Source organism: Epilithonimonas sp. JDS, from assembly GCF_021261315.1.
Taxonomy (GTDB): Bacteria; Bacteroidota; Bacteroidia; order Flavobacteriales; family Weeksellaceae; genus Epilithonimonas.
The window spans coordinates 1,191,209-1,213,995 of sequence record NZ_JAJSAX010000001.1 but is presented as its reverse complement, the minus strand read 5'-3'; the positions used below and the strand labels follow the sequence as shown (position 1 = coordinate 1,213,995).

At 36.8% G+C, this 22,787-nt stretch carries 26 protein-coding genes; 4 read left to right on the top strand and 22 right to left on the bottom strand.

The window, feature by feature from the left end; translation table 11 throughout:
- Positions 1-239 precede the first annotated feature (239 nt).
- Positions 240-1,016: a DUF4382 domain-containing protein gene (locus LUD75_RS05740; protein WP_232704702.1), complete on the top strand. Its 777-nt coding sequence runs from the start codon at positions 240-242 to the stop codon at positions 1,014-1,016.
- A gap of 94 nt (positions 1,017-1,110) precedes the next feature.
- On the opposite strand, the gene LUD75_RS05735 is transcribed toward LUD75_RS05740, so the two are convergent.
- The 6 genes from LUD75_RS05735 to LUD75_RS05710 form a co-directional block, all read right to left on the bottom strand.
- The gene (locus LUD75_RS05735) at positions 1,111-1,662 is read right to left on the bottom strand and encodes a serine acetyltransferase (RefSeq protein WP_232704701.1); all 552 of its coding nucleotides are present in this window, start codon (positions 1,660-1,662) and stop codon (positions 1,111-1,113) included.
- A 139-nt stretch (positions 1,663-1,801) separates the two neighbouring features.
- Positions 1,802-2,965 (bottom strand): glycosyltransferase, encoded by a 1,164-nt coding sequence (locus LUD75_RS05730; RefSeq protein WP_232704921.1) that lies wholly within the window; start codon positions 2,963-2,965, stop codon positions 1,802-1,804.
- The gene (locus LUD75_RS05725) at positions 2,966-3,916 is read right to left on the bottom strand and encodes a ketoacyl-ACP synthase III (RefSeq protein WP_232704700.1); all 951 of its coding nucleotides are present in this window, start codon (positions 3,914-3,916) and stop codon (positions 2,966-2,968) included.
- A gap of 176 nt (positions 3,917-4,092) precedes the next feature.
- A complete protein-coding gene (locus tag LUD75_RS05720) occupies positions 4,093-4,854 on the bottom strand; it encodes an SDR family oxidoreductase (RefSeq protein WP_232704699.1) in 762 nt (253 codons plus the stop codon).
- A complete protein-coding gene (locus LUD75_RS05715; RefSeq protein ID WP_232704698.1) occupies positions 4,854-5,087 on the bottom strand; it encodes a phosphopantetheine-binding protein in 234 nt (77 codons plus the stop codon). The genes LUD75_RS05720 and LUD75_RS05715 overlap by 1 nt, the downstream gene beginning before the upstream one ends.
- A 20-nt stretch (positions 5,088-5,107) precedes the next feature.
- Entirely contained in the window at positions 5,108-6,061 is a 954-nt protein-coding gene (locus LUD75_RS05710; RefSeq protein ID WP_232704697.1) for a ketoacyl-ACP synthase III, read from the bottom strand.
- A 104-nt stretch (positions 6,062-6,165) separates the two neighbouring features.
- On the opposite strand from LUD75_RS05710, the gene LUD75_RS05705 reads away from it, so the two are divergent.
- Positions 6,166-6,735 (top strand): acyltransferase, encoded by a 570-nt coding sequence (locus LUD75_RS05705; RefSeq protein ID WP_232704696.1) that lies wholly within the window; start codon positions 6,166-6,168, stop codon positions 6,733-6,735.
- Between the two features lie 2 nt (positions 6,736-6,737).
- Here LUD75_RS05705 and LUD75_RS05700 read toward each other — a convergent pair whose 3' ends face one another.
- On the bottom strand, positions 6,738-7,880 hold the full coding sequence (locus LUD75_RS05700; protein WP_232704695.1) for a glycosyltransferase: 1,143 nt from the start codon (positions 7,878-7,880) through the stop codon (positions 6,738-6,740).
- A gap of 92 nt (positions 7,881-7,972) precedes the next feature.
- Here LUD75_RS05700 and LUD75_RS05695 point away from each other — a divergent pair, with 92 nt between their 5' ends.
- Entirely contained in the window at positions 7,973-8,749 is a 777-nt protein-coding gene (locus LUD75_RS05695) for a class I SAM-dependent methyltransferase (RefSeq protein WP_232704694.1), read from the top strand.
- A 30-nt stretch (positions 8,750-8,779) separates the two neighbouring features.
- Here the strand turns inward: LUD75_RS05695 and LUD75_RS05690 are convergent, their stop codons facing one another.
- The 3 genes from LUD75_RS05690 to LUD75_RS05680 are packed head-to-tail and all read right to left on the bottom strand — an operon-like array spanning position 8,780 to position 11,489.
- Complete coding sequence (locus tag LUD75_RS05690; protein ID WP_232704693.1) at positions 8,780-9,799, bottom strand: glycosyltransferase family 2 protein; 1,020 nt, start codon at positions 9,797-9,799, stop codon at positions 8,780-8,782.
- Positions 9,796-10,599, bottom strand: a complete 804-nt coding sequence (locus tag LUD75_RS05685) for a glycosyltransferase family 2 protein (protein WP_262908167.1) — start codon at positions 10,597-10,599, stop codon at positions 9,796-9,798. The genes LUD75_RS05690 and LUD75_RS05685 overlap by 4 nt, the downstream gene beginning before the upstream one ends.
- The gene (locus LUD75_RS05680) at positions 10,599-11,489 is read right to left on the bottom strand and encodes a glycosyltransferase family 2 protein (RefSeq protein ID WP_232704691.1); all 891 of its coding nucleotides are present in this window, start codon (positions 11,487-11,489) and stop codon (positions 10,599-10,601) included. Before LUD75_RS05680 ends, LUD75_RS05685 begins: the two co-directional genes overlap by 1 nt.
- A 182-nt stretch (positions 11,490-11,671) precedes the next feature.
- Here LUD75_RS05680 and LUD75_RS05675 point away from each other — a divergent pair, with 182 nt between their 5' ends.
- Positions 11,672-12,667 (top strand): glycosyltransferase, encoded by a 996-nt coding sequence (locus LUD75_RS05675; protein ID WP_232704690.1) that lies wholly within the window; start codon positions 11,672-11,674, stop codon positions 12,665-12,667.
- Here the strand turns inward: LUD75_RS05675 and LUD75_RS05670 are convergent, their stop codons facing one another.
- The 12 genes from LUD75_RS05670 to LUD75_RS05615 form a co-directional block, all read right to left on the bottom strand.
- On the bottom strand, positions 12,668-13,954 hold the full coding sequence (locus tag LUD75_RS05670; RefSeq protein ID WP_232704689.1) for a nucleotide sugar dehydrogenase: 1,287 nt from the start codon (positions 13,952-13,954) through the stop codon (positions 12,668-12,670). It lies immediately after the preceding gene.
- A gap of 5 nt (positions 13,955-13,959) precedes the next feature.
- Positions 13,960-14,955 carry an SDR family oxidoreductase gene (locus tag LUD75_RS05665; protein WP_232704688.1) on the bottom strand — a complete coding sequence of 332 codons (996 nt, stop codon included), beginning with the start codon at positions 14,953-14,955 and terminating at the stop codon, positions 13,960-13,962.
- 5 nt (positions 14,956-14,960) lie between these two features.
- Complete coding sequence (locus LUD75_RS05660; RefSeq protein WP_232704687.1) at positions 14,961-15,641, bottom strand: NAD-dependent epimerase/dehydratase family protein; 681 nt, start codon at positions 15,639-15,641, stop codon at positions 14,961-14,963.
- A gap of 9 nt (positions 15,642-15,650) precedes the next feature.
- A complete protein-coding gene (locus LUD75_RS05655) occupies positions 15,651-16,568 on the bottom strand; it encodes a glycosyltransferase (RefSeq protein ID WP_232704686.1) in 918 nt (305 codons plus the stop codon).
- Between the two features lie 6 nt (positions 16,569-16,574).
- Positions 16,575-17,675, bottom strand: a complete 1,101-nt coding sequence (locus LUD75_RS05650; RefSeq protein ID WP_232704685.1) for a DegT/DnrJ/EryC1/StrS family aminotransferase — start codon at positions 17,673-17,675, stop codon at positions 16,575-16,577.
- Entirely contained in the window at positions 17,672-18,730 is a 1,059-nt protein-coding gene (locus LUD75_RS05645; RefSeq protein ID WP_232704684.1) for an acyltransferase, read from the bottom strand. Before LUD75_RS05645 ends, LUD75_RS05650 begins: the two co-directional genes overlap by 4 nt.
- Positions 18,727-19,275, bottom strand: a complete 549-nt coding sequence (locus LUD75_RS05640) for an acyltransferase (protein WP_232704683.1) — start codon at positions 19,273-19,275, stop codon at positions 18,727-18,729. The genes LUD75_RS05645 and LUD75_RS05640 overlap by 4 nt, the downstream gene beginning before the upstream one ends.
- 1 nt (position 19,276) lies before the next feature.
- Positions 19,277-19,687 (bottom strand): FdtA/QdtA family cupin domain-containing protein, encoded by a 411-nt coding sequence (locus LUD75_RS05635; protein ID WP_232704682.1) that lies wholly within the window; start codon positions 19,685-19,687, stop codon positions 19,277-19,279.
- Positions 19,677-20,078 (bottom strand): FdtA/QdtA family cupin domain-containing protein, encoded by a 402-nt coding sequence (locus LUD75_RS05630; protein ID WP_232704681.1) that lies wholly within the window; start codon positions 20,076-20,078, stop codon positions 19,677-19,679. Before LUD75_RS05630 ends, LUD75_RS05635 begins: the two co-directional genes overlap by 11 nt.
- Positions 20,079-20,142: 64 nt before the next feature.
- Positions 20,143-21,027, bottom strand: a complete 885-nt coding sequence (locus LUD75_RS05625) for a hypothetical protein (protein WP_232704680.1) — start codon at positions 21,025-21,027, stop codon at positions 20,143-20,145.
- Entirely contained in the window at positions 21,024-21,827 is an 804-nt protein-coding gene (locus LUD75_RS05620) for a glycosyltransferase (RefSeq protein ID WP_232704679.1), read from the bottom strand. The genes LUD75_RS05625 and LUD75_RS05620 overlap by 4 nt, the downstream gene beginning before the upstream one ends.
- Positions 21,828-21,837: 10 nt before the next feature.
- Positions 21,838-22,749, bottom strand: coding sequence for a hypothetical protein (locus LUD75_RS05615; protein ID WP_232704678.1), 912 nt, complete (start codon positions 22,747-22,749; stop codon positions 21,838-21,840).
- Positions 22,750-22,787: the final 38 nt, after the last annotated feature.

Below are 22,787 nucleotides of genomic sequence, written 5' to 3'. Positions count from 1 at the left end.
GCTTAAGTTATTACGCTTGTCAGCCTGTAACAAGTAAAAACATTGACAAAAGTATATCAAGTCAAAAGAAAATTGATTTAGAAGTGTTATGGTTTTAATGTTAAAAGATAAAAAAATATTTCAACCTAAGTTGTTTGGGTCAGTTTTTGTAATGTAAAAATCCGTTATTGAAAAATATAATCAACTAAAAACAAATAACCTTGCATATTTATTTTTAAAAACAATTAAAATTACAGATTATGAAAAAGTTATTTTTGTTAGGATTATTTGCCGCTTCTTTAGGCATTAATTCATGTAATGACAATGAAACAGATGCAGGGCAAACAGCAACTGTGAATGTAAAACTGACCGATGGACCGGCGATGTATGACGCTGTTAAGATCGACGTTCAGCGGATTGAAATTAATGCTAACGGAGAATGGATTCCCATTACGTTCCCAAATCCGGGTGTTTTTAATCTTCTGGATTTTAAAAATGGTACTGATGTCGCATTAGGGCAGGTTGTACTGCCTGTAGGAAGTGTGAGCCAGATGAGAATGATTTTAGGAAACAACAACACTATTGTTGTCAATGGTGTGAGCTACCCGCTGCAAACCCCTTCTGCACAGCAAAGCGGATTGAAATTTAATTGGAATCAAACCCTTACGGCCAACGGAGCCTATAATGTTTGGATCGATTTCGACGCAGGAAAATCTATTGTGAAAACCGGAAATGGCTCATATATTCTTAAACCTGTGATACGTGCCTTTTCAGAACTTACTGACGGCCAGATTAAAGGCTATGTTTTGCCGGCAGCATCCAAACCAATTATACATGTTATTGTTGCAAACGATACCATCGCAACTGCATTGCCAAATACAGACGGCTTTTTTATGTTTAGAGGTCTTCCGCAAGGTAATTATACTGTATCGTATGATGCTGAAAACACAACCGGATATATGGATGAGAATCAGAGTAATGTAAATGTGGTGTTTGGCCAGATCAACAATTTGGGAACCAAAACTTTACATCAGTAATTAATATAAAAGAATAGCATTTCTATTAAAGTGACGTTGGAGACAGCGTCACTTTTTTTGTGGCTGCTGCTAATTCGAAATCAGTATTTTTGAATCAAACCTTATTATTAATATAACCCTCAGTAGCATTGAGTTTTGAGGTAATCACTGCAGGATTTCCCAAGGCAATAGAATTATCGGGAACATCAGTATTCACATAAGCGTTTGGCGCAATCAAAACATTATTGCCAATTGTAATATTTCCAACAATAACTGCGTTTGGACCGATCCAGACTTCGTTTCCGATGACAGGAACGCCTTCATTTTTTCCACGGTTGGCCTGCGCGATGGTGACACCTTGCGCAATATTGCAGTTTTTCCCAATTTTAGCTTTCGGATTGATGACGAGCGCGCCCCAATGTCCAAGGTAGAAACCTTCGCCAATTTCGGTTTCAGCATAGATCTGGAAGCCGTATTTGATCTGATAATGGCGGAGAATGAGTCGGTAGAATTTACCTGTTAATGATGATTTCGGATGTTTCTGAGCATTTCTGAACCAGTAGATGTAATGCAGATTCGGACTGAAACATTTTTTCAGCATCTGAAAATGAGACAGATATTTTCCGCTTTCTCTGTAAAAATCTTTTTGAAGAATGCTGTAAGCCATTTGGTAAAAGTAAGAATTTGTAACTATTTAATTCTTGACAAATTTAAGATATCAAAATTTCTCTCGCAGATCATACAAATTCTGCAGATTTATTTGAGCAAAATCATCTAACATCTAAAGTCTAACATCTAAATTCTAATTACAGATTATCAATGATTTCCATAATCTTATCGACAGAATTTTTCAGGTTGAAAGGCATTTCGTAATGCTCAAGATTTTCCTGATAAGATTTGAAATGTTCAGGATTTGTCAGTGCTTTTTTCATCCCATCATAGATTCCTTCTTCGGAATTCTCTGTAATCAAGCCCAGTTTTCCGTTTTCCAGCATTTCTGTAACGCCCGAAACATCAGTTGCGATGATGTTCTTTTTTAAAGTAATCGCTTCGAATAAAACGGTTGGATAACCTTCGTATCTGGAACTCAGAATATAAAAATCTGCCGCCTTGAAGTAAGGATAAGGATTGTCTGTAAAGCCAAGCATTGTCGCCGTTTCATCAACACCCAATGCTGTTTTCAGTTTTTTGACATTTTCAAAATCGTAACCATCGCCAACAATCAAAACTTTGTGTTGGAAACCTTCATCCAAAAGTCTTTTATGAACTTGCAGCAATCTGTCAAATCCTTTCTGAGGAAAAACGGTTCCGACAGAAATGAATACAGGTTGGAGGTCTGAGGTTGAAGGTTGAAGGTCTTCCGACTTCTGACTTCCCGCTTCTGACTTCCCGAGAATTTCGTTGGTGTCCAGCGGATTGTAAATTCTCACAATTTTATTTTTTTCGGCTTCAGTTTTTGCTAAATCCAAAAATGTCTGCTGGATCTTCTCAGAAATGACCATCACTTTGTCATAAAGAAAAAAGTGCCTGATCTTTTCGGGCGTGTAGCCGCTGACCTGCGTAAGATCGTTGTGGATCCACATCAGTTTTTTAGATGATTTCAAAGGGCTGTTCAGAACTTCATCTTTGAAACCGTGAATCGCAGCAAACTCAATGTCGTAAACTTTATTTTTGAGTTTCCGTTTATAAAGAATTTTAGGGTATTTTTTTAAAAGTCTTTGATAGACAACACGGTATATTTTTGTAGGAATATCTTTTGGGCGGTTGGTGGTGATCATTTCGCCGCGGTTGAGGTACATCACGTTGACCCAATCCGGAACGTCTGTCAGATATTTTCCGGAGTAGAGATTTAACAACAGATCAATCTCATATTTGTCTTTCGGGAGGTTTTTGAGAAAAGTTACCAGCACTTTTTCTGCGCCGCCGTGACGCAGAGAACCAATTCTGATAAGGATTTTCTTTTTCAAAATTTAGAATTCTAAAATTCCCGCTCCCCAGGAATAGCCAACCCCAAAACCGGCAACCATCACTTTGAAACCTTCCTTGATTTTACCTTGATTTAAGGCCAATTTCAGCGCAATCGGAATACTGGCAGAAACTGTATTACCAATGTCTTTCATATCCAGGAAGAATTTTTCGTCTGGAATATTACAAAGATTTTTAAGGTAATTCAGCATATAAGAACTTGCCTGATGAAACACAAAAAGGTCGATGTCTTCCAGTCTGAGTTTGTTTTTCTCCAGCGTTTCACTAATTAATGCAGGAATATTTTCCAATGCAAAAGTAAAAATCTTTGGTCCTTTCATAAATAGAACAGGCTTTTCGGAAGCGTTTCTGGAAGCGCCGTTTTCTACAATCAGATTGTTGTAACCCGCGCCATCTGTTCCTACAACATATTGGAAATCTGCTTTGGAATCGTCCTTTTCAATCACACTCACAGCAGCACCGTCTCCGAAAATACTTCTGTTGGATTTATCATTTTTGTCCAGAAATTTGGTGTAAGTATCAGACGTAACGAGTAGAATATTTTTAGCTAAACCAATAGAAATCAAACCTTTTGCTAAGGTCAATCCATAGACAAAACCAGAACAGCCAAGATTGAAGTCCAAAGCACCAATGTTTTTTTGAAGTCCCAATTTGTCCTGTAAAATACAGGCGGTCGTCGGAAGGAAATAGTCAGGACTTTGCGTACAGAAGAGAATAAAATCGATCTTGCTCTTATCATAATTTTCAAAAAGCTTCTCACAAGCTTCGAAAGCTAAATCAAGCGCCGTTTGAGATTCATCTGCGAAATGTCTGGATTCCACACCGATTTTTGATTTGATTTTTTCTGCATTCCACTCCGGGAATTCATTGGCAATATCTTCGTTGGTTAATATATTTTTGGGCAGATAGTATTCTATCGCTGCAATGTTAATCATATTAGCGTGGGGTAAATTTTTGCAAAGATAAGCATCTTAAAAAGAATGTTATGTATAGAATGCCACCGGAAAGAGTTTTTTATGAAACTTTATGCTTATTGATTCATCAAAAATAATCTGTTTTTATTAATTAATCTTGAAAATCGACTTTAAATAAAGGGATTCAAAGGATTTAATTAATGAGCAGAATAGCCGCCGTCTACAATCAAATTCGTGCCTGTAATCCAGCTGGAGCCTTCCGAAAGTAAGAAAATCACCGATTTTGCAACATCTTCAGGATTTCCGATTCCCAACGGATGTTTGTCCAGAATATTTTTTGTGGCTTCCTCGCCAATGTTATCAAACATTTTTTCGCTAAGCGGCGTGTTTACCATTGCAGGACTCACACAGTTGACTCTTGTCTTTTGTTTTGCCAGTTCCAGAGCCAAAGATTTGGTTCCCGAGATCAACGCACCTTTTGTAGCGCTGTAAGCCAGATTTGCGGGTTCGCCTACAACGCCCGCAATTGATGAAATAAAGACAAAGCTTTGATTATCAGCTTTTAGTTTTTTCTGAGAGAAAGCTCTTGCCAAATAAAATCCTGAAAATACATTAACAGTAAAACTCTCATTCAATACTTTCGTTCCGGTATTTTTGAGAGGTAAAGTATGTTTCAAACCTGCGGAATGGACAAAGCCTGAGACTTTTATGTCTTTTTCTATCAGAGTTTTAGAAAGCTGGTTTACATCATCTTCTGAGGTAATATCCAATTCTAGGAAGAGCGGTTTTTCTTTAAATTTAAATTCCTGAAATGCAGTTTCAAGTTTGGAAATGTCTCTTCCAAGCAGGATTAATTTCGCTCCTGAAGCTGCACAGAGTTCTGCGCAGGATTTGCCAATTCCGGAAGAAGCTCCGGAAATGACGATGGTTTTATCCTGAAGTGAAAAAAAATCAGACATTAGTCTTCAAAATTTTCTGAGCCAATCAGTTCTTTCAGTTCCTGAACAGTAGAGATGTCTTTAAAATGTTTAGTATCAAGACTTTTATCAAAACTTTCGTCAATAAAAGCGATCAATGACAGTACAGACATAGAGTCATAATTTTCCAGTTCTTTGAATTTTGTATCAAGTGTCAAAGCATCATCTTCTTCCAATTCGTCCTGTAGTTTTTCTAAAAACGTTTGTGTATTCATTATTTATAGTTTAATATATTTTAAAATTCTATAATTCCGGCTGCCCAGGAATAGCCAACGCCAAAACCTGCGATCAGAACTTTACTTCCGGACTTTATTTTTCCATTTTTAAGCGCAGATTCCAAAGCGATTGGGATTGTGGCAGAAACCGTATTTCCCGAATCCTTCATATCGATGACAAATTTGTCTTCCGGAATTTTGCATTTTTTTCTAAGATAATTCAGCATATAAGAATTGGCCTGATGAAAAACAAATAGGTCGATATCTTCCATCGTCAGACTGTTCTTAGACAAAGTGTCTTCCACCAGTCCGGGAATATTTTCTATAGTGAAGTTGAAAATCTCCGGTCCGTTCATAAACAAGGTTGTATCATCTGATTTACCGAATCTTGAAGCGCCGTTTTTGACAATCAGATTTTCAAAACCACTTCCGTCTGTCCCTACAGAAAACTGAAAATCTGCTTTTGAATCGTCTTTTTCAACAATTGTCACTGCTGCCGCATCGCCAAAAATACTTCTGTTTGATTTGTCTTCTTTATCCAAAAATTTGGAATAAGTCTCTGCGGTCACAAGCAAAACATTTTTTGCAAGTCCAATCGAAATCAAACCTTTTGCCAGAGCCAATCCGTAAACAAAACCAGAACAGCCCAAGTTAAAATCCAGAGCACCCGTTTTCTTCGGCAGCTCCAGCTTATCCTGAAGCATGCACGCTGTTGTTGGCAGGAAGTAATCCGGACTTTGTGTGCAGAAAAGGATAAAATCAATGTTTGATTTGTCGTAGGTTTTGAACAGCTTCTGACATGCTTCGAAAGCGAGATCCAGAGAGGTTTCATTTTCGCCGGCTACGTGTCTTACGTCGATTCCGATTTTGGCATTGATTTTTGCTGCATTCCACTCAGGGAATTCTTTTTCTAAGTCAGAATTTGTCAGTACATTTTCCGGGAGATAATGTTCGATTGCAGCAATATTGATCATTGTATTTTTGTAAAAAAATTTTTAACAAAGATACTAATAATAGGGAAAAGTATTAAAATTGCTGCTTTCAATTTATAATTATTTAATTTTGCAAAAACAGGAAAATGATTCTTTTCTATAAAATACTGCTGAAAATACAATCCGTTTACGAGCAAATGCTGAACAAAGCCAATGTTGAGATCTGCAAATATAAAGGTATGAAAGTGGGCAAAAATCTGAATACGCCGGACAAAGTTTATTTCGGAACAGAGCCTTATCTTATCGAGATTGGAGATAATGTGAATATTGCTGCAGGCGTAAGATTTGTAAATCACGGCGGAACCACTACGATGTTGCGTAGAATTCCGGGTTATGAAGATGCGCGTATTTTTGGAAGAATCAAAATTGGTAACAATTGTACAATTGCCCTCAACTGCGTCATTACAGAACACGTTGAGATCGGCGATAACTGTATTTTGGGCGCTAATTCGGTTTTGTCACAATCTATGCCGCCGAATACTGTTTTTGTAGGGAACCCCGCTCAGTTCGTCTGCAGCATTGAGGATTACGGCGATATTATTCTGAAAGGAAATGCTGTTTATCCGCGAGAATTGGAAAAAGACCGAAAAGCGTTGGATGAATTTATCAAGAAAAATCAGCCGTATAAATTCAAAAAAGCAAAAAGACTTCGTTAGAATCAGCTTTCGATGATTTTGGTAACTTCATCAAAGATCTTTTGATTGTCGAATTGTTTTTCGGAATCTTTCAGATTTTCTCTGATGGTTGCAACTAACTGGGAATTGATTAGAAACTCTTTCATTCCGTCCTTCATTTTTTCAGCATCATAATCAATCAGATAGCCATTTTTTCCGTTGGTTATCATCTCCGGAATACCACCAACATTGGTTGCGATAATTGGGATTTGAAGAATCAGTGTTTCTGCGATAATCAGCGGCCAGCCTTCTGTTTCTGATGGCATAATGTAGAAATCTGCATTTTTCACATAAGGGTAAGGATTCATCTTGGTTCCTAGAAGTTTAAAAGATTCTTCTACGCCAAGCTGTTTAATCTGATTTTCAAGATTTTCTCTTTCCTCACCATCGCCAACGACGATTATTTGGTGTTCGAAACCTTCATCCAGAAGCAGTTTGTGTGCTTCAATTAATTTATGAAATCCCTTTCTGAAATGTAATCTCGCAACAGACACAAAAGTTGGAATTTTCCCATAATCTACCGGGAATTCTTTTGCTTTGATCTTCAATTCTTCAATTGGAATCGGATTGAGAATAACGCTTTCGTTTTTAATCTTAATGTCAGGAAAAAACTGGTGCAGAATATCATACGACTGCTGTGAGCCATAAATCACGTGATCGAAACTCTGAAGATTTCTCAGAATTTCCGGAAGAATACCTTTTAATCCTTGCACTGTGATATCAGAATGCAGCCAGCCGATTTTTTTTGAATTTCTGTTCGGACTTTGGATCACAGAATTGTAATCAGCGTAAGTCGAAGCAATCTCTATATCGAATTTTTTCTTGAGATAAATCTGATCGATAATAGCAGGAAATTTTTCCAGAAATTTAATTTTTAAACCTCTTGCCGCAATCTGGATTTTATTAATCAAAGGATTATTGGAAAAATCCTCTTTTCCGCGGTTTATTTTGATGTAATCTACGTGTGCAGGAACTTTGTTTCTCAATTCTCCCTGATGTAAACTGACAATATATGTTAAGTCAAATTTCTCCCTGTCCAGATTTTCCAACAGGCTCAGGATTACCTTTTCTACGCCGCCCATTTCCATAGATCTGTGTCGGAAAAGCACCTGTTTTTTTTTCTGCATTACTGAGTTATCAAAAAATTAATTCTAAAAAAACAAATATAAAGATTGTTTGAATAATTCTTTTGTATTTTTGCATTTCAAAACATAATTTAATGAATAAAATCTCTGAAATTCTTTCTACCCTTTTTGCATACCTCAAGCGTCCAGATCTTTATCCGGAACTCCGAAGAAAAATCTGGAAAAATATCTTCAACCGTTCTTCCGGACTGCGAGGCAAAGAAGAAGCGGAAAAATGGTGTGCATCATTGGCAATTTCTGAAAAAGAATTTATAGAAAAAGTTTTGAATCTGACTTTTATTCCTTTTGAAAAAATCTTTCCTCAGGAGTTTGCAGAAGCTTTACAGATCCAGGCAAAAGCACCTGTAAAACTGGGAGGCGCAGGATCTTTAAGTGTTATTTATTATATTAACGAATACACCAATGCTCAGAAAACTGTAGAAACAGGCGTTGCTTACGGCTGGTCTTCATTCGCAGCGTTGGCATCATTGGTGCACAGAAACGGAACACTTTACAGTTCTGATATGCCTTACTTATTACAAAATCAAAGTGAGGATTTCGTGGGATGCGTCATTCCTGAAAAATATAAAAGCAATTGGGATCTTTACCGTTTTGCGGATAAGGAATCTCTACCAAAAATATTCAGCAAAGCCAGTTCTTTTGATGTTGTCCATTATGATAGCGATAAATCCTACGATGGAAGAATCTGGGCTTACAACCTGTTACTGAGCAGGGTAAGAAAAGGCGGAATTTTCATGAGCGATGATATTGGCGACAATGCAGCCTTCAAAGATTTCTGCGAGACTAAGAATCTCAAACCTTACGTCGTAGAGTTTGATGGCAAATATGCCGGACTTATTATAAAAGATTAATAAAAATCTCCGAATAGATTCGGAGATTTTTTAGTTTGTGTCGCAGCCTGTATTTTCATACTGTTTTCGAAATTGAAGTACCCACTTTTCGTATTCTTCAAGATTGGTTTTCCCAGCCAGAAATGATTTAAAATAATCCAGAGAAAAATCTTTCGGATAATTCTGCATGGCGTCAAATTCGCCTTTCAGCCAGGCTTCATTCATCAGATGATTGAACTGATTGACATCGAAATCAAAACCATATTCGTGGTAAGAATTGGCTGCGGAAGACTGAAATGTTGTTTTCATTGCCTCTGTTTTTAGCCTTGATATGAAATTCGGATTGTCTCTGTGTTTTCTGTAAACCAGAGAAGCATTGATGAGTTGTCTTTTTTCGTCCACTTTTCCGTCCATCTTTTTCCAGATTTCCAGCCAGTAATCTTTTCTGAAGAAGCCCATTAATATTGAGTTGAGTGCCCAATATTTCACCTGTGTTTGATTGTCAACTTTCCCGAATTTGTAGAGTATTGAGAAAAATTTGTAACGGTTGTAAAAGAAAGCTTCCATCAGTTTTTCCTGCATCAGCATCAGGTTTTTTGGCTGTGCAGATTCTATATTCTCACTGATTGATTTTAGATTGAGATCATTGCGTTCCTGCACATTTCCAAGCCAGCCCAGTTTCAGCAGATGAATATTCAGTTTTTCAGATTCTGATGCAAGTTCGTCGATATTCAGAGCTTGTGTAAACCAAACGTCATCTTCCGTCACGATGACATATTTTGATGCTTTTTCTACGTTGTCGTACCAGAATTTTGTCGGGATTTCAAAGCCGTTAATTGCCTTTCCCGAAATCAGATTTTCTGCAATCGCTTTTGTTTTTTTATCATAGCTGTCAGAAAGAGAGATTTCTACTTCCGGATATTTTTCCCTGATTTTGTCAAGATATTTCTTCGGCGTGCCATCATCCAGGACTTTGATTTTGAAACTGCCGGTGATATTTTGATACATCGAGGCAATGCATCTGTCCAGATAAAAAGCTCTGTTAAAGGATTTTATAAAGATGTCGGTCATAGAAATTTTCTTTTGATTTTTCTCATAATGGTATTTTGTTTTTGATGGATGAATGTCGGTAGATTCTCAATCTCAGACACGTTTTCTCCATATATTTTTGTGATATTCCGTCTTTGTAAAGTTTCTTTCAAAACGTTATTCCAGGCTTCATACCGCTGTTTTGTTTTGTTTTTGTCCCGCGAAAGTCCAGTGTTGTGAAGGCGGTAATACAGAAGCGGCTGTTTTATAAATTTGAAGTCGCCCAATTCATAGAGTTTCAGATATAATTCCTGATCTTCTGCAATTCTGTAATGCGGACTTATTTTGCTGGTTTTCAAATAAATGTCTTTGCGAAAAGTAAAAAAATGGTTGACTGTGAAAAAAATATTCAGAAAAAGAGGATCATTATTTTTGATCTGATGCGAATCTGAAAACTTTTTGATGACCTGTAAAGACTGATCACAAACCCAAAACTGGGAATATGTTGCAACCGTTTTCCCGAAATAATTGTCAACAGAAACTTTGATGGCGTCCGGCGTCAAAACATCATCCGGATCCAGAAATCCGCAGATTTCTCCATTTGCAAGCTCAATCAGTTTTCCTTTGGTAAATCCGACACCCTCATTTTTTTCGTTTCTGAAAACCCTGAATCTCAGGTCATTTTTTACATAATCCGACACTTTTTCGAATGAGCCGTCTGTAGAAAAATCGTCTAGAATGACTACTTCAAAATTCGTATAAGTCTGTTTCATAAGACTGTTGTAACAATCTATGAAAAAATCAAAATGATTATAATGGGCGATGAGAACGGAAAATAACATTAAATATTAAATATAGATTTGATGCGGTATTTCAATAATTCTTTTACGCCGCCGTATTTGTAATATAAAGAGCTCAAGGATGCAGAAAGATGGTTTTCTTTTGCATAAAATGTATAAAGTTTTAAAAACTTCAGATTCTGATAATCTTTGAATAAAGACGTAAATTCATTCAAAACATCATAATAATATTGACCCAAAGCGATCTGCTTATGATCCGTAAGATCCGTCCGTCTGGTAATTTGCTGATTGCTTCTCCGGATGGCAACAAACGTAGAATTAACGCCTAAAATAGGCTGATTATTAGCGAAATCCAGGTAAATCATCAAGTCGGTTTTCCAGGCCAGCGGATATCTTCGGAAACCTTTCAGATCATACATTTTTCTTGAAAAGACATTTTCTGAAATTGAAATAAACATTTTCTGCTCCAGATCATCCCAAATATAATCTTCGGCTTTGTAACGCTCCGGCTGCTCCAGATCTATCAGGAAAGCACCGTCTTCCGCCACTCGTCGCATTTTGAAACGCATCAATTCCGAATTTTGTTTGGCTGCAACTTCCGAAACTTTATAGAATTCTTCCACAAAATTATCTGCGATGTAATCATCATCTGCAAGGATCATCAGCCATTCTTCATTTTTTGAAAGTGCGATGCAGCGTTCCCATTGCTCCACAAGCTGACCTTTGCCGCCAAGATTTTCGGCAAATTTTGTATAAAAAATATTGTGGTTGATATTGTACTTTTGGATAAGATCGTGAGGATCAGCAGCGCTTGCATCGTTCCCAATATAAACATTGAAGTTTGGATTGGTTTGATTGGCAAGACTTTTCAGCGTATCTTCAAAGAAATCAATCTTGAAGAAAGGTATAACGATTGCGAGTTTCTGATCCATTTTTTTTCATGATTAAAATTTCAAACTTATCTTTTCCAAGTGCGACTCCAAATAATTATGATTCAGAGTTTTAAAAATAAATTTGAGATTAATGTCATTGTGTTTTATTGGGGCAAATATACAGTTAATGCCCGATTTTATTTCTATTTTTGCCTAAATTTAATAAAATTAAAATACAGCAGATGAATCCTCTTGTTACCATCGTAATCCCCGTTTATAAAGTCGAAAAATTCATTGTACGGTGTTTGCAATCTGTTGTTAATCAATTGTATAAAGATATAGAATGTATTTTGGTGAATGATGTGACACCGGATGCTTCTATGGAAATTGCTGAGGAATTCATCTCTAAAAATCCGGATTTTGATTTTAAAATTATCAATCAGCCTTTCAACCAAGGGCTTTCTATGGCACGAAATGCGGGAATGGATCTGGCGAAAGGTAAGTATATTTATTTCCTGGACAGCGACGATGAGATCACCGATTATGCTATTCAAAATCTGGTAAAACTTGCGGAAGAAACCGGTGCAGAAATGGTTTTGGGGCAAAGTTTATGCATCAATGAAGAAGAGGGTTGGACTAGAAATTACTTTCCGATTGAATCTGAAAAAGATGTTCTGCAAGGCAGCAAAGAGATCGTCTGGAATTTTGTGAAAGGTAAATATCCTGTGATGGCTTGTGACAAGCTGGTAAGAATGGATTTTCTGATGGAAAACAAGCTCTATTTCGTGAAAGATCTATTCTCTCAGGATGTCCTTTGGAGTTTCCAGAGTATGCTGAAGTTTGAGAAAATTGCTTTTTTACGGGAAGATACTTATCTCTATTATTTCCACGGCGCATCTATCATTCATAACCGTGGTGAGAAGCATTTTGGAAACTGGATTACAATTGCCGGATATATGGATGAGGCTTACAAAGCAGAAAAAAATCCGTACAATAAAAAATTAATTCTGGAAAATCTGGTGGATTTCAAGGCTTCGACTTTGGAAATGAACTGGAAAGCGCAGAAAGATGAAGGACTTTGGAAGCGGAGTTATAAAGCTTATAATCAATTAAATGGCTTGAATTTGTTTAATTATTTTTCAAGTGCCTATTCTACCAAAATAAAAAAGCAGGACTTATTTTATCGCCTGCCTTTGTTTATTGGATATCCATTGTTCCGATGGAGATTCGGGAAATAGTTACAATCTTGTTACGCAATCGTCTTGCTCAAGAATCCCTTTTACGTCATAAATAATTCCGTTTTCAGAAAGAAGATTTTTGATATTAAGGTTTTCAAATTCCTTGTGAGAAACGGCTAAAACAACCGCTTCATATTTTTTGAAAGGCATTTTTGTAGACGTTTCAAGGCCGTATTCGTGTTTCACTTCGTCGGGATTGGCCCAAGGATCGAAAATGCTGACGTTGATGCCATAATCTTCAAGATTTTTTACCACATCTACAACTTTGGTATTTCTTACATCGGGACAGTTTTCTTTGAAAGTAAAGCCTAAAACCAACACTTCGGATCCGTTTACTTTAAGATCTTTTTTCAGCATTTGTTTCACTGTTTCGCTTGCAACGTATTGACCCATTGAATCATTCATTCTTCGTCCTGCCAAAATAATTTCCGGATGGTAGCCAAATTCCTGAGCTTTCTGAGCCAGGTAATAAGGATCTACGCCAATGCAATGTCCGCCAACCAAACCTGGTTTGAATGGGAGGAAATTCCATTTTGTACCGGCAGCTTTCAAAACTTCGTGCGTATCGATATTCATCAAATTGAAAATCTTTGCCAGCTCATTGACGAAGGCGATATTGATGTCTCTTTGAGAATTCTCAATTACCTTTGCAGCTTCAGCAACTTTGATGGTTGGCGCAAGATAAGTTCCCGCTTCGATTACGGAATTGTAAAGATCATCTACGATTTTTCCGATTTCAGGATTGGAACCGGCGGTAACCTTCAGGATTTTTTCAACCGTGTGAAGTTTGTCTCCAGGATTAATTCTTTCTGGAGAATAGCCTGCGAAGAAATCAACATTGAATTTCATTCCTGTATTTTTCTCCAAAACCGGAACACATTCTTCCTCTGTTACGCCTGGATAAACTGTTGATTCGTAGATCACAATGTCTCCTTTTTTAAGGACTTTTGCTACAGTTTCGCTGGCTTTGTAAAGCGGTGTCAGATCCGGACGGTTGTTTTTGTCAACCGGTGTTGGAACTGTAACCACATAAATATTAGAATCAGCAATATCCTCAAGTTTGTTGGAACAGAAAAGGCCTGTTTCTCCAGATTTTGGATTTTCAGAAACTAAAGCAGATTTTAAAAGTTCGTCGGAAACTTCTAAAGTGTCGTCTTTTCCGGCGTTTAGTTCACCGATTCTTTTTTCATTAATATCAAATCCTACAACAGGAAATTTGGTGGAGAATAATCTGGCTAGCGGCAAACCAACATAACCCAATCCGATTATTGTTATTTTATGATTCATTTTTTTTATTTTAAATTTTCCCAATACCAATTGACAGCTTCTTTCAATCCTTCCTGCATCGAATGTTTTGGCTGATAGTCTAAAAGATTTTTTGCTTTGTCTATGCTTGCAAGAGAGTGTGGAACATCACCTTTTCTGTAATCGCCGTAGATGATTTCTACGTCTGCAATTTTAGGATCAAAATCTGATAAATACTGTTTCAGATACTTTACGAGATCGTTAAGAGTTGTTCTTTCTCCGAAAGCGGTGTTGTAAACCTGATTCAGAGAATCCGTATTATCTGAAGTTAATGCCAGAAGATTCATCAAAATGACATTGTCGATGTAGGTAAAGTCTCTGGAATATTCTCCGCCACCGTTGATAACGGGAGATTCATGGTTCATCAGCTGCATCACGAATTTTGGAATCACGGCTGCGTAAGCACCATTTGGATTTTGCTTTCTTCCAAAAACATTGAAATACCGCAATCCAATCGTGTCAAAATCATAAGTTCTTTTGAAAACATCGGCGTACAACTCGTTTACATATTTTGTAATAGCGTACGGCGAAAGTGGCTTTCCAATGACATCTTCAACTTTTGGGAGACTTTCGGAATCGCCATAAGTGGAAGAACTTGCTGCGTAAACAAATCTTTTTACACCGCAATCTCTGGCTGCTACTAGCATATTCAGAAATCCGCCAACATTTACATCATTGCTTGTAATTGGATCATTGATAGATCTCGGAACAGAGCCAAGCGCCGCCTCGTGAAGCACAAAATCCTGATTTTCACAAGCTTTTTGGCAGTCTTCCAGGTTGCGGATGTCACCTTCTATCAATTTGAAATTAGGATTGTCTTTGATGGCTTCAAGATTCTCTCTCAAGCCAGTAGAAAAGTTATCCAGACAAGTGACATTAGCGCCGAGATTCAGCAGTTCTTCGCAAAGGTTGGAGCCGATAAAACCAGCACCACCAGTCACTAATATGTTTTTATGATTCAGTTTTTCTTTGATGTTGCTCATATATTTTAAGAGTAATATTTCTCTAAGATTTTGCAAAGATATGATTCTTTGTTTGTAAGACCATTATTTCGGAAATAATCTTCTACATCCGGGACATTAATATCGTATCCGGAACCACTTTTTATTAGATTAAGATTAAGTTTTGTATTGTAAAAACGCTCAATAATTTCCAGAATCTCAATGATAGCATAGTTCTGAATGTAGGCAACATTTACGATTTTGTTCAGCGTTTGATTGTCTAAAAGCATAAACGTGATATTTTTGATATCATCGGCATCTATCAGGTTTCGTGTTGCTTTTGTATGGACATTAATGGTTTCATTGTTTTTGATGGAACGGATGAGGTAGTTCATCAGAAGATTAGGATTTCCACCTTCACCAACCGCATTGCTAACTCTCAAAATCAAGTGTTTTTCACAAGAGTTTTTGATAATCTGCTCCATTTTAAGTTTGTGAAGTACGTAGTCACTTCCTGTTTTGGAAGAATCGTAAACGCTGCAAGTTGAAAAATAGACAAATATTTTCTCGGGATTTTCCTCGATCGTTTTTCTGATCAGAGTTTCCTCTCTCAGGAATTCTTCAGGTCTGTTTTCAAGAGAATTAGAAACGCCGGATGCAAAAAAAACTGTGTCTTCTCTGTCATTGTCATTGAAAAGGGATGCTAAAAGTCCTCTACCTACGATCATTTTGTGTTTTTATAAATTAATTATTTTTTTTATTTTTTTTGTAATTCGGTACAAAGTCGTATTAAAATTATTTTTGATGAGCCATTCCGGAAATGATTTTACAGGATAATGGCTGAAAAATAATTGATGTTCATCAGAAAGGGCATTCTGCAGATAGATACTTTCTAAATTTTTAAATATTAGATCCCGGACATTTCCGTTTTCTTTATGTTTAATAAAAGTTTTAAAAATTGCAGATTCATTGATGACGCTTCTTTTTTTGTGAGAATTGTTGGCGTGTAATCTGTAGCTGCAGGAAATTTGATTGCTGAAAATAAAATTATTTTCTTTACTAAGTCGCAGCCACATATCGTGGTCTTCATAAGAAAGGTCTTCATCCCAACCTCCTAGATTCTCAATGGCCTGTTTTTTTATCAAAGCAGACATTGCAGGTATAAAATTGACCGTCAGTAATTTTTCGAAATAGTTTTCGGATTTCAGACTCAAGTAATTCATGTGCCGTGCTATGAATTTGTTTTGATAAAGCATCGAATCGTCATCGATTAAATGCGCATCAGAAAATACCATAACCTCATTATCCAATGAATTTTCGAGGATCTTGACGTGATTTTCGAATTTGTCGGGCATCAAAATATCGTCCAGGGCTAATAATTGAATATACTTTCCGCTGGACAGCTGTAGTAGCTCATTCAGTGTTTTTGTGATGCCTTTGTTTTGCTGATGTTTAATAAAAATTATTTTCAAATCCGGATTTTTCTGAATCCAGGATTCTATAATTGCCACAGATCCATCCTTGGAAGAGTCATCGCAGATTAATATTTCGAAAGATTTGTAGCTTTGGGACTTAATGCTTTCGAGGGATTCCGTGATGAATTTTTCTTGATTATAGCATAAACAAAGTACGCTCACCAAAGGCAGGTTTTCCATTATATTTTAATAATTATTAAGTACATCAATTATCAAATCAACATCTTCTTTTTCCAACACTGGAGAAATTGGGAGGCTTAAAACTTCGTCATGGATTCTCTCTGTAATGGGAAAGGACAGCTCATTCCACTCTTTGTAGGCTTTTTGTTTATGTGGGGGGATAGGGTAATGTATCAGATTCTGGATTCCGTTATCAGTAAGGTATTTCTGCAGCGCTGCCCTATTCTGGGATCTGATCACGAAAACATGCCACACGTGTTCTTTTTCATCTTCGGGGTTTTCCGGGAGAATGATTTTTGGATTGTTTATTTCTGAAATAAACTTTTTTGCGATATCTCTGCGATATGCGTTTTCGCCATCAATATATTTAAGTTTTATGTCCAAAACGGCAGCTTGTATCTCATCAAGCCTGGAGTTCAGGCCTTTGTAGATATTGACGTATTTTTCACTAGAACCATAATTGGCAAGAGATCTGATGGCTTGCTCCAATTCGTCGTCGTTTGTGGTTACCGCACCAGCGTCTCCTAATGCACCCAGATTTTTTCCGGGATAGAAACTGAATCCTGCAGCATCACCCAAATTACCAGTCTTTAGACCATTCCACTCTGCACCGATTGCCTGGGCATTGTCCTCCACTATTTTGAGATTGTGTGCCGCTGCAAGAGCCTGTAGCTTTGCTGAGAAAACCACTCGACCCTGAAGATGGACGATAAATATAGCTTTGGTTTTGGGCGTTATTTTTTCTTCAATTTTAGAAATGTCAATATTGTAAGTGTTGATGTCCGGCTCTACAAGAACAGGAACCAGTCCATTATCCGACAGTGCCAGGATAGAAGCTATGTAGGTATTGGCAGGCACAATCACTTCGTCACCTTTTTTCATAAAACCAATCTCTATGTACGCTCGGAAAATCAGTCTAAGAGCATCTAATCCGTTGGCAACACCAATTGCGTGTTTTATCCCGGTGTAAGCAGATAAGTTCTTTTCAAAAAGTTTAACTTCATTTCCCAAAAGGTACCAGCCGGAGCGGAATACATCTAACAGTTTTTGTTCGATCTCCGCCTGGTGAAGTAGATTTATTTTTTGCAGATCAAGAAATTTTATCATGAAAGTAAACGTTTAATTTTTTTATTAAATGGTTTTTCTATTTTTTCAAAAGCAAAGATACTTGTAATAAGTGTAACAATAAACATGGCGCAGGCAAGGGGCAATCCTTCAAGATGAATTCCCATAAAACCGTCATATCTTATCATATAAAAAATTACAAGGTAATGAATAAGATAAAAACCAAAACTGATTTCGCCCAAATACACAAGCCATTTCCGGGAAAGCATATTTGAAATGAAAGTCTCTTTTTTTTCGAAAATAAATGAATTTGCAGCTGTTAAAATAATCAGGCACATTGGCAGCCAATAATAAATAGAATATCGGTAGCTGATTGAAACATAATCTTTGCACAGGAAGAAAATCATTAAAAGAGCAAATGCGCTAACTTCAAAAAGAGAAAATAACTTCGGATTAAAATCTGTTTTTATTTTTTTGAGATACAGACAAAAATCTAACAACAATATACCAAGAACAAAATCAAAAACACGTACAAAAGGTGAAATATATAACCAGTAATGTGCTTGGTCTTCAGCTAATGTAACATTCAGTATAACAATTAAAAAGATAAAACTAAAACACAGTAATATTTTAATAAAAGATCCTAATTTATAAGTAATGCCAATTAGAAAAGGAAAAAGTGCATAAAAAAACATTTCATCCGAAATACTCCAGGAAGGCGCATTGAGAGAGAAAAAATATTTTTCATAAGGAATGTAACTCTGTAGAAGAAAGGTATTGCAAATCAAAACCTTGATGCCGCTGTACGCAAACGGAACAGCAGCCAGCATTGTGATAAAAAATAAAGGATAAATTCTTGCAAACCGTGCAATGTAGAATGCTCTGAGGCTAATGGTTTTATTCTGAAACTTTTCCCGATAGTTGAGAGCAAGTATAAATCCGCTAAGAATAAAGAAAAAACTCACCCCTAAAAATCCCTCAGAAAAGAGATTTTTAACAATGTATTCCATATTTTTTTCTTTTTCTAAAAAATAGAGGTGGCTCAGGAAAACAAAGAATGCGAAAAAAAATCTTAATGATGTTAAAGGTTTAATCATTTCAAAACCAGTTCATTATTTACAAACTGATAAATATTGGATTCCTTATCAGTTAATTCCAGATTTAGGATCACACTGTCTTTGGTAATGTAACCGGTATGTTTCGCAGGATTTCCGAGCCAGACAGTATTGGGCGGAACGTCCTTTGTCACCACGCTTCCTGCTCCAATTAAAGCATATTCGCCAATTGTATTACCCGCAATGATTGTTGAATTTGCTCCGATGGATGCACCTTTTTTCACCAAAGTCTTTGCAAATTGTGCGGGATATTGTTTGGAACGTGGCACAAGATCATTGGTAAATGTCACATTGGGGCCTATGAAAACATTGTCTTCCAGTGTGACGCCGTCCCAAATCTGAACTCCTGGTTTTATTGTTACATTATCACCGATAGCAACATCATTTTCTATAAAAACATTACAGTTGATATTGCAGTTTTTGCCTATAACCGCGTCCCGCAAAACCACACAAAACTGCCATATCATCGTGTTTTCACCAATATTTTCTGACTGAACGTCTGCCAAAGCATGAATTTTAATGTTCATCTTATTTATTTATAAAAATATTATAGTCTCTGATGTAATCATTCTCATTATACGTATGAGAAGCCAAAACGAGGCAAATAGCACCTGAAGAGAAATTAACCTCCGACGCCCAGATTCCTGGTGGGATGTGCAGCCCGATATCAGGGCGGTTTAAGAATACCTGCCTTTTCAGATGCCCGTCGTCCAAGGAGACTTCGTAGCTTCCGCTGGCTGCAATCAAAAACTGATGGCATTCTTTGTGCGAGTGAGCGCCTCTGCTTTCTCCACCTGCAATATCGTATAAATAGAAAACGCGCTTGACTTCAAAAGGAAACGAGGTGTTGTTTTGCACAACTGTCAGATTACCTTCGTCAAAATTAATTTTGCCCAAGTTGATAATACTGCAATCAAATACTGATGGTTTATTTTTCATCCGTCAATCGTTTAAACTGTTTAAAATCTCTTATATAGTCATTCTCGTTATAGGCTTTGTCGGAAACAATCAGCGCCAATGAATTGGTTGAAAAATTTTCCAATCTCCGCCAATACATTTTTGGAACATACAGTCCGTAATAAGATCTGTTCAGCGAGAATAATTTTTCTTCTTTCCCATCATTTATAACCACATCAAAACTACCGGAAAGAGCGATGATAAATTCCTGCTGTTCCCGGAAAGCGTGACTGCCACGGGTTTCTCCGCCAGGTACATCATAAATCCAATAAGTCCGCTCAATCTCAAAAGGCAATTGGTTTGGATATTCAAAAAAAGACAGATTACCTCTTTTATCGTATATTTTCGGAAGGTTTATTAATTTTGGGATCATAGCATTTCTATTTCTTTGTGTCTAAGATAAAAGCGTTTTTTATTAAATGATGAATAATTTTACATCATAATGTCACTTGATAAAACTGGGCTACTTTTGGATGACCTACATGCAGCAGCACCTCATTTCCTATTCCTACATCTTCACCACAAACGCAGAATTCGGGTGGCAAAAGATAAGGAGAGGCGCCCGTTTCTTTAGCCGCTTTCCACATTACAAGCGACGCCCGGGAAGGTTCTTTTATCATGTAATTACAACATTCTTCAAAGAATGATTTTCCAATCTCAGAATCTTTCCATAGCGTCATTGGACTTTGATTGTAAGAGTGTCCGAAACCGCCGCTTTCGTCCAGGATTTGTTTGGTGTCCAAAGACATTTCCATATCCCGTTTCAGAAGATTTCTCGGATTGTATGGTGCGCAGAATCCAAATGTTTTTGTCAAGTAAAGCAGACGGTAAATGTCCGAAGAAACCGCATACATATCCGTATCTACAACACATCGGAAATCAGCGTTGGATTCCAGAAGAGATTTGAATTTAAAATAATCTGCTGTTCTGTAAAGATATCTTGGATGGTCTTTTTCGGGAATCGGAGAGGACACTTTTTTTAAATTTACGCCCTCAATATTCAAATCAAAATCGCTGTAAACTGTAAACTTTGCATTTGGAAAGAATTGTCTGATGGTTGATAACGAGGGCTCTAATCTGTTTTTTGAATTAAATTCTGATCCTCCCGCGTTGACTCTTTCTTCTCCAAATTCACAAAATAAAAACTCGATTGAAATGGAATTTAAAAATGTTTTAATTCTCTCATCCTCAACGATGTTTTTCTGAGTGTTTCCTTGTGACAGTAGAGGTTTTGAAGCTGTTTTTGTGACAGGAACAGTTTTCTTCTTACCAAAAAGTACATCTCTGGCTTCACGAAGTCTCCAAAGTAAAGTCCCAATCATCTTCCGGTTACTTTTGAGATTAATTTTTTCTTTACAAATTCCAGAATATATCTCAACGGAATTTGTTCCAGAACCGCATCAATATCAATTTTCTTTTGGTTGTACACTACGTCTTTGATGTGTTTTTTGGCATCGGGAATATCCTGAACCATTTTTAAAATTCCGTACGTATTGACAAGCGCTTTGTATCCGTCTTCGAGATTGCTCCAGTTTCCATGCCAGGAACCGGAGAAGTGGTGTGTGACATAATTCCTGGGCAAATCCTGAGAAAAGTGAGTAGAAGGATAGAGTTTTATGCCATTTTTAAGTTCCTGAAATTGATCTTTGTCGGCATCTGCGCCATATTTCTCCACCAGAAGTCTGGAAAAAATAACGGTGTTTGTGATTTCCCGGAAAGATGTTTCATTCTCGTAATAATCTTTGATGTCCTTGGCCAGTGGATGACCTTTTTCTACTGCCCAGAAAGCGGAAAAAGGAACGCCTTTAATTTCAAAACCACAGATGGCTTCCTGATCAAGAAATTCATTCAGCGGCGATTTGATTTCCATATCGGTATCCAGATAGACTCCGCCTTCTTCATATAGGATTTTGGCTCTTGCATAGTCTGAGACAAACGCCCATTTCTTTGTTTCGTAAGCCTCTTTTGTGTATGGGATTGCATTCACATCGAAGTTTTCTTCCGTCCATTCTATGATTTCAAAATCAGGCTGGTATTTTTTCCAGCTTGCAATGCAGTGTTGGGTTAGTGCATTTTTCTCACCTTTTCCGAACCAGAAGTAATGTATTTTTTTAGGAATCATTCAGATCTATTTAAGTTGTTAAAACGCCCTGCCATAGTAAAGAACCTATAATGGGAGTAATTTTTTTAAGGTAAAACAAAGCCATATTTATCTTGCTATGAATTTTCAAATAAGAAATCTGAAAAAATATCTTTGGAGTGATACGGAAATGATATTTTTCTAAGCCAAGTTTTTTGAAAACAGGACTTATCTCCTCGTATTCAGAAGGATTACATCGTTTGAGATTCACAAAGGTACGGTTGAAAATATCTCTATGAACAAGAAGGTTATTATAAATCCGTTTGGGGTTTTTGAAAAAAGCGGTATTATATTCTTGGTGAGAAAAAGATTCGATTTTCTCTATATATTTTGTAATATCAAAACCATACAGAAAACTGAAATGCCAACCCGTATTGAAGTCATTTGGTTTTATTAATTTCTTTGCAAAGTTTTTGTAATTCAACCTGTTTCCTATGTGCAGGTTTTTTAAATCTTTAAATTTTGAAACCAAATTGAACTGAAAAGGCTCATCAAGTTTTATATTGAAAAAATAGTAAAACATTGGGACTTCTATCAAAGCAGGCGATTCTATCTTTTCGCGCCGGATGATTTCGTGTACATTAATGATTTCGTCTACGTCTGATATGAAAATAATGTCTTCATCTCCACAATTTTTTAAGCCTTCTTTTATTGCATTTCTTTGGAACCATTCATAATCCCAATCTTTAAGATCCGACTTTTCCTCCGCTTGGATGTAAATGATCTTATCTGCGTATTGAGAAAACTTATCCTTATTCTCTATAAAAGTAAGTGGTTTTTTTATCCCACTCAGGGTTCTGGCAGCTTCTACCAAGACGAAATAGTCTACTTGATCATATAGATATTCTAGCCTTACATTTAGGATTTCCAACTCATTGTTGAAAATGAAACAATCGTAAATCATCAATTTTTTTTATCATTTGTGAAACTTCTTAAATAAAG